Origin of the sequence: Cognaticolwellia mytili, from assembly GCF_002104475.1 — a bacterium.
Lineage (GTDB): Bacteria > Pseudomonadota > Gammaproteobacteria > Enterobacterales > Alteromonadaceae > Cognaticolwellia > Cognaticolwellia mytili.
The window spans coordinates 1,082,042-1,088,554 of the sequence record NZ_NBOF01000002.1 but is presented as its reverse complement, the minus strand read 5'-3'; the positions used below and the strand labels follow the sequence as shown (position 1 = coordinate 1,088,554).

Sequence of the window (6,513 nt, the reverse complement as noted above, 5' to 3'; positions counted from 1 at the left end):
GATGCTTCGGCATCCTTTTTTAATAACTAAAGTTTAATTAGGTTATACCGCGGCTGTTGCATCTACTCTTACCTTAAAGTATGCATGGACTCATGCTCTTTTGAGAAAAGGTTGATTTTAGTTCTCAAGAGAACTTAGATAAAAAGGATGTTTGGCATCCTTTTTTAATGGCTAAAATTTGATTAACGCTATTACTAATGCCAACCTGCTAATACGGTAGCGCTGTTTCTTGAAAAGTTAGCTTAAAATTACGGTTTTATCTTTATTTAAGCAAATACGTTGCTCAGCGTGCATTTTTACTGCCTGACAAAGTGCTGCGGCTTCTAAGTCATGGCCAAGATGTACCATTTGCTCGATAGTAAATGTGTGGTTAATTGGTTTTACTTCTTGAACAATAATCGGCCCTTCATCTAAATCAGCAGTAACATAATGTGCAGTTGCGCCAATGACTTTTACACCACGTTGATGAGCTTGGTGATACGGCCTTGCGCCTTTAAAGCTTGGCAAGAATGAATGATGAATATTAATTGCCTGCCCTCGTAAGTTATGGCACAGCTCATCCGATAATATTTGCATATAACGGGCAAGCACTAATAAATCGCCATTATATTGTTGATAAAGTGCTAAAAGCTGCTGTTCTTGCTGAGCTTTATTGTTCTTATCTATTGGTAAATGATGAAAGGGAACTTGATGCCACTGTGCAAGCGCCTGACAATCGATGTGATTTGAGGTAATGGCAACAATGTTGACTGGTAACACGCCAGCTTTCCATTTTGTTAGTAAAGAAAGTAAACAGTGATCATCTTTTGATACAGCGATAATTATATTCGGTACATTACTGCGCTCACGCAGTTGATATTCCATGTTTAGTGGTTTGGCTAGTAAATCAAGTGCTTGGGCAAACTCATCGATGGTGACGTTTAATTCTCGATCATCAAAAGCGATACGAGAAAAAAAAGTCTCGGTGTAGGGATCACTGTACTGACAAGTTTCAGTAATAAATGCACCGTGCTCGAATAAGCTTTGGGTAATTTTAGCTAATACACCCGAGGTATCAGGGCATTGCCAAGTTAAAATATAGTGGTGCGTGTTTTCCATGTCTTTATCAATCTTTAATTACAATGACTTTCCAGTGTGTCATTTCGGGTAAATGATGATAAATACTTTTCCGCTATATGCTAATGCCTTTTCAGGTCTTACTTGGCTTAAAACTAATTCAATTCAGTTTTATGTTGGATATAAAGTGCCTCAACCTTTTCACGCGCCCATTCGGTTTTGCGTAAAAATTTTAAACTCGAATTAATACTGGGATCATCGGTAAAACATCGGATTTTGATTTGTTTTTCTAGATAGGGAAAACCGAAGTGTTCAACGAGCTGAGTAACGATGGTTTTTAAGGTTACACCATGCAGGGGATTATAAGGTTGCTTGTCCATAGGTATTATCAATGATGTTGTTGAATGTAATTGTTCGTTATTTTAGCAGATTATTGTAGTTTAAAATGGTGAATGATTTTTGACACTTCATCACTATTCTTTTTAAGCTCGATACTCGCCGAGGCTAGATTCTCAGTCATTTCAACAGACTCGTTTGTCATATCTGCTAGCTCGTTTATTCTCAAATTCACTTCATCAGCGGCGTAAGATTGTTGCTCTGTAGCACGAGCTATTTGAGAGTTCATATCTAATATTGTATCCATTAAACGGTCAATTTCATTTAAAGAAGCATCCGCTTTTGTTGCTCCTTCGACAGTGGCTATGGAGGTTTCTTGGCTAATTCTTACTGCTGAAACCGCTTGGTTTGCACCTGCCTGTAGTTTTTGTATCATGAGCTGAATTTCATCAGTACTTTGCCCTGTTCTACTGGCTAAAGTTCTCACTTCATCGGCAACTACGGCAAACCCTCTACCTTGTTCTCCAGCCCTCGCAGCTTCGATGGCTGCATTTAAAGCTAATAAATTAGTTTGTTCTGCAATACTTCTGATCACATCTAATACAGCACCAATATTTTGCGACTCTTCTGCTAAATGGGTGATCACGTCACTAACTTGATCAATATCTTTTGACAAGCCGTTAATTTGTGAAATAGTGGTTGAAACAACCTTTTTACTTGATGAGGTATTTTCTCTTGCTTGTTCTGCTGCTTGTTCAGCAGCCTCAGCATTACTGCTTACTTCTTTGATGTTGGCGGTCATTTGTTCCATCGCGGTAGCAACTTGTGTTGTGTTGTCACTTTGTATCTGAACAAAATCATTATTACTCTTACTCGTTTGGGATAATAACTCTGCATTTTGCATTACTTGTTGAGAGCTTTGAGTAATTTCTAATAACGACAAACGCATTTTTTCAGTAAATAAGTTGAAATAATGTGATAAGCCTGATATTTCATCTTTGCCCTTATGGTCCAGTTGCTTGGTTAAGTCACCGTCACCTTGTGCTATATTTTTCATTAAATTTGATGCCGCTCTTGCAGGCACCAATATACTTTTTCCGATGACATAAACAATAATGCCAATACTGGCTGCAAGTATGAATGAAATAAGTAAAACAATGTCACGTTGCTTAGCGAAAATTTCGTCAATGTTATCGATATATGCACCAGAGCCAATGATCCAATTCCATGGTGAAAAAAGTTTAACAAATGAGATTTTATCAACCGGATTTTCTGCCCCAGGCTTTGGCCATTTATAAGGGACAAAACCTTCTCCTGATGTCTTAATGACATTCACCATGTTGATGAATAATGGTGTGCCGTCAGGGTCTTTAACATGACCGATAGGTTTACCATTTAATTGAGGCTTGAAGGGGTGCATGATCATATTAGGCCGTAGATCATTTATCCAGACGTAGTTGTTATTACCATACCGGAAGGCCATTAATAGCGATTGAGCTTGCTTTTGAGCTTGTTGCTCTGTTAACTCACCGGATAATTGTAATTTGTGAAAATGATCTACAAGGCTTATAGCTGCTTCTACTTCTTGTTGTACTTTTTCTTGTTGTTGACTGTAAAGTGTTTGATAAACGTTATATAAACTGACGATGCTTAGTATAGCTAAGCCAATAACAAGTGCACTGATGATGAGACTAAGGCGAGATTTGATGGTTATTTGTCGCAATATATGCATAAACCCTCACTATTTTAAGTAGTACCTATATTTAGAATAGAAGGAGTTTGATAAATATACTATGTTTTAAATCAATGAATGAAGCTAAAAATGTTGTTAGACATAAAACATTTTTAGCTTCATGATGGTATTAGCTAAAGTGTGCAGCTAATGCTTCACTACCACCAATGAGCTTACCATCAATAAATACTTGTGGAACGGTATCAGCATTAGTAATGGCTTTAAACATTGTTAAGTTTACATCTTTACCCACTTCTAAATCTTCAAAGGTAAAACCTTTCTCTGTTAATAATGCTTTCGCTTTTTTACAGTAAGGACATGTTGGTTTGCTAAAAACTGTTATTGCTGATGTTTGGCATGCTGCAGGGTTAATGTGACTTAACATAGTGTCAGCATCTGATACTTCAAATGGGTCGCCTGGTACATCGGGTTCTATGAACATTTTTTCAATGATGCCATTTTTAACCAGCATTGCATAACGCCAGCTGCGTTTACCAAAACCAATGGCAGCTTTATCAACTAACATACCCATTGCATCAGTAAAGTCACCATTACCATCAGGGATAAAGCTGATATTGTCGGCATCTTGGTCTTGTGCCCAAGCATTCATGACAAAGGTATCATTAACTGACATACAAATAATTTCGTCAACGCCATTAGCGAATAACGTTGGAGCTAATTCGTTGTAGCGTGGTAAATGAGATGATGAACATGTCGGAGTAAATGCGCCTGGCAATGAAAAAACTACAACCGTTTTGTTGTTAAAAATTTCATCGCTACTACGTGTTGTCCATTCATCATTAGCACGTAAAGTGAAGGTAACATTTGGGACTTTTTGTTGCTCTTTATTTTCTAACATAATGGCTCCGTTATTTAATCTTAAATACTACTGCTGATTGCTATGAGTTTATTATCCAATATCACCAAGTTTAGGTAAAACGAATAAAACTGAACTTATCAATCTAAAAAATAGATTGATAAGTGAAACGCAAATGTTCGTCATTCAGTGTAGCAATATATTATATTAAGCGAATTAATTTATTTTATTTCAAAATGATGTGCTTTATTCATATTCTGACCAACTATAGAGCATTAATTTCTAGACTAATTACGGTAGAGATCGAAACAAACAACACGAAAGTATTTCATGTTCTGATCATGACATGGTAAATTATCAACATTAAAGTTGTATATACAATTTGAGAGGGTGAAATGTCAAAAAGTTACCGTTTAATTAAAGGTAGTGTACCTTTATTAATCAGCATGCCACACAATGGTGAAAAAATTCCTGCAGATATTGCTAGAGTCATGACGGATAAAGGCTTAGAAGTCACTGATACTGACTGGTATATGGATCGCTTATATGCTTTTGCTGAAAAACTTGGCGCATTTATCCTCATCCCTGAATATAGCCGATATGTTATTGATTTAAATCGTGACCCTGACGGTGTTGATTTGTATCCAGGTGCAAATAGTACTGAACTTTGTCCGACCACCGGTTTTGATTTGTCGCCACTGTACAAAAATAACAGTGCTCCAAATGGAAAACAAATAGGTCAACGAGTAATTGATTATTGGCAGCCTTACCATCAAATATTAGCGTCGACCTTGCAAAGCTTAAAGCAGCAGTTTGGTCAAGCAGTGCTACTTGAAGCTCATTCAATTCGCTCTGAAGTACCACGTTTTTTTACAGGTCAACTACCTGATTTTAACTTTGGTAGTTCAGACGGTAAAAGTTGTTCAGCGGCTTTAGTCGAGGCAATTACCGACATTGACTACGCGCCATATTCTATGGTGTGTAATGGCCGATTTAAAGGCGGCTATATTACTCGCGCTTACGGCCAACCAAAAGACAACATACATGCGATACAACTTGAGCTGTCGCAGCGAACGTATATGCATGAGCTAGAAATGACTTATCATGAAGCGTTTGCAAAACAAGTCCAACCTAAGCTTAAAGCACTAGTAGAAGTGTTGATAGATTTTGCTCAACAGCCATCAGAAAAATAGAGATACGTATGAAACTTTTTGCCAATAAAATTTTGCTTAGCGATGGTTGGGCGTGTGATCAAACCCTAACGATTGAAAACGGTGTTATTGCTGATATTACTAGTGGCTTTGTTGATGGTGCCGAACGTGCGAAAGGGGTTGTTATTCCCGGTATGGTGAACTGCCATTCGCATGCGTTTCAACGAGCTTTTGCTGGCTTTAGTGAGCAGGGAAGTGAAGGGAAAGACAGCTTTTGGACTTGGCGCAGTATTATGTATAAGTTTCTTGAGCAATTATCATCTGAAGATGCTGAAGTTATCGCGACTCAACTTTATATTGAAATGTTAAAAATGGGCTATACCCGCGTGGCGGAGTTTCATTATTTACATCATGATATTAATGGCGAAAATCATGAAGATTTATCTGCGATGGCACAAGCAATTTTTTCAGCGGCTAAGCAATCAGGTATTGGGTTAACATTGTTACCCGTACTGTATAGGTTTAGTGGTTTTGGTGCGCAACAGCCAAATACTGGACAAAAACGTTTTATTAACTCAGTTGAGCAGTTTAATAGCTTGGTCAGTGATTGTTTTGAAATAGCTGGCTCTCAAACTAATAGTAATGTTGGTATTGCGCCGCATTCATTACGAGCGGTTGATAAGAGCTCACTTTCAGCGGCTGTTACACATGTCAGATCACTAGACCCACAAGCTCCAGTGCATATTCATATTGCTGAACAGCAAAAAGAAGTTGATGACTGTCTTGCTCATTATGGTCAACGTCCAGTGCAATGGTTATTAGACAATGCCGACTTAGATAAACATTGGTGTTTAATTCACGCCACTCACATTGATAAGCAAGAGCGTAAAGGCATTATTGCTAGCGAAGCTATTGCCGGTATTTGCCCAACAACTGAGGCAAACTTGGGTGATGGTATTTTCCCTACCGATGAATTTCTTATCGATGAAGGTACTTTTGCCATTGGTTCTGATAGTCATATTTCAGTGAATCCAATTGAAGAGCTACGTTGGTTAGAGTACGCGCAACGCTTGAGTAAACAGCAACGGGCATTGTTGGCAACTTCAGAGCAGAAGTCTGTTGGTCTAAACTTATGGCAAAGAGCAGCGCTTGGTGGTGCCCAGAGCACTAATAGTAATACCGGCGAATTAGCTATTGGAAAACAAGCGGATTTACTGGTATTAGATGACAGTCAATTACGTTTGTTTGCCCATGACGATGATCACTTACTCGATAGCGTTATTTTTGCTAGTCAGCAAAACCTTGTTGGTGATGTGATGGTGCACGGAGAATGGACTATTCGCGAAGGAAAGCATGCACTTGAACAAGGTAGTGCCGACAAGTTTGCACAATTATTATCAAGGTTGTCAGCGTAGTGTTTG

General features: G+C 38.2%; 6 protein-coding genes. 2 read left to right on the top strand and 4 right to left on the bottom strand.

Annotation, left to right across the window (positions count from 1 at the left end; all coding sequences use genetic code 11):
- Positions 1-237: 237 nt before the first annotated feature.
- From purU to B7C41_RS09660, 4 genes are all read right to left on the bottom strand, one after another.
- Positions 238-1,098 carry a formyltetrahydrofolate deformylase gene (gene purU / locus B7C41_RS09675; RefSeq protein WP_085298611.1) on the bottom strand — a complete coding sequence of 287 codons (861 nt, stop codon included), beginning with the start codon at positions 1,096-1,098 and terminating at the stop codon, positions 238-240.
- Positions 1,099-1,211: 113 nt separating this feature from the next.
- Positions 1,212-1,436, bottom strand: coding sequence for a VF530 family protein (locus B7C41_RS09670; protein WP_085298609.1), 225 nt, complete (start codon positions 1,434-1,436; stop codon positions 1,212-1,214).
- Between the two features lie 50 nt (positions 1,437-1,486).
- Positions 1,487-3,124: a methyl-accepting chemotaxis protein gene (locus B7C41_RS09665; protein WP_085298607.1), complete on the bottom strand. Its 1,638-nt coding sequence runs from the start codon at positions 3,122-3,124 to the stop codon at positions 1,487-1,489.
- A gap of 130 nt (positions 3,125-3,254) precedes the next feature.
- Positions 3,255-3,983 (bottom strand): glutathione peroxidase, encoded by a 729-nt coding sequence (locus B7C41_RS09660; RefSeq protein WP_085298605.1) that lies wholly within the window; start codon positions 3,981-3,983, stop codon positions 3,255-3,257.
- Positions 3,984-4,336: 353 nt separating this feature from the next.
- Here B7C41_RS09660 and hutG point away from each other — a divergent pair, with 353 nt between their 5' ends.
- Positions 4,337-5,134, top strand: coding sequence for an N-formylglutamate deformylase (gene hutG, locus B7C41_RS09655; protein ID WP_085298603.1), 798 nt, complete (start codon positions 4,337-4,339; stop codon positions 5,132-5,134).
- A gap of 8 nt (positions 5,135-5,142) precedes the next feature.
- Complete coding sequence (locus B7C41_RS09650) at positions 5,143-6,507, top strand: formimidoylglutamate deiminase (protein WP_085298601.1); 1,365 nt, start codon at positions 5,143-5,145, stop codon at positions 6,505-6,507.
- The last annotated feature ends 6 nt before the right edge of the window (positions 6,508-6,513 follow it).

Excerpts from the sequence above, each read along its gene's own strand:
- purU (WP_085298611.1), bottom strand. The coding sequence starts at position 1,098 with ATGGAAAACACGCACCACTATATTTTAACTTGGCAATGCCCTGATACC.
- B7C41_RS09670 (WP_085298609.1), bottom strand. The coding sequence starts at position 1,436 with ATGGACAAGCAACCTTATAATCCCCTGCATGGTGTAACCTTAAAAACC.
- B7C41_RS09665 (WP_085298607.1), bottom strand. The coding sequence starts at position 3,124 with ATGCATATATTGCGACAAATAACCATCAAATCTCGCCTTAGTCTCATC.
- B7C41_RS09660 (WP_085298605.1), bottom strand. The coding sequence starts at position 3,983 with ATGTTAGAAAATAAAGAGCAACAAAAAGTCCCAAATGTTACCTTCACT.
- hutG (WP_085298603.1), top strand. The coding sequence starts at position 4,337 with ATGTCAAAAAGTTACCGTTTAATTAAAGGTAGTGTACCTTTATTAATC.
- B7C41_RS09650 (WP_085298601.1), top strand. The coding sequence starts at position 5,143 with ATGAAACTTTTTGCCAATAAAATTTTGCTTAGCGATGGTTGGGCGTGT.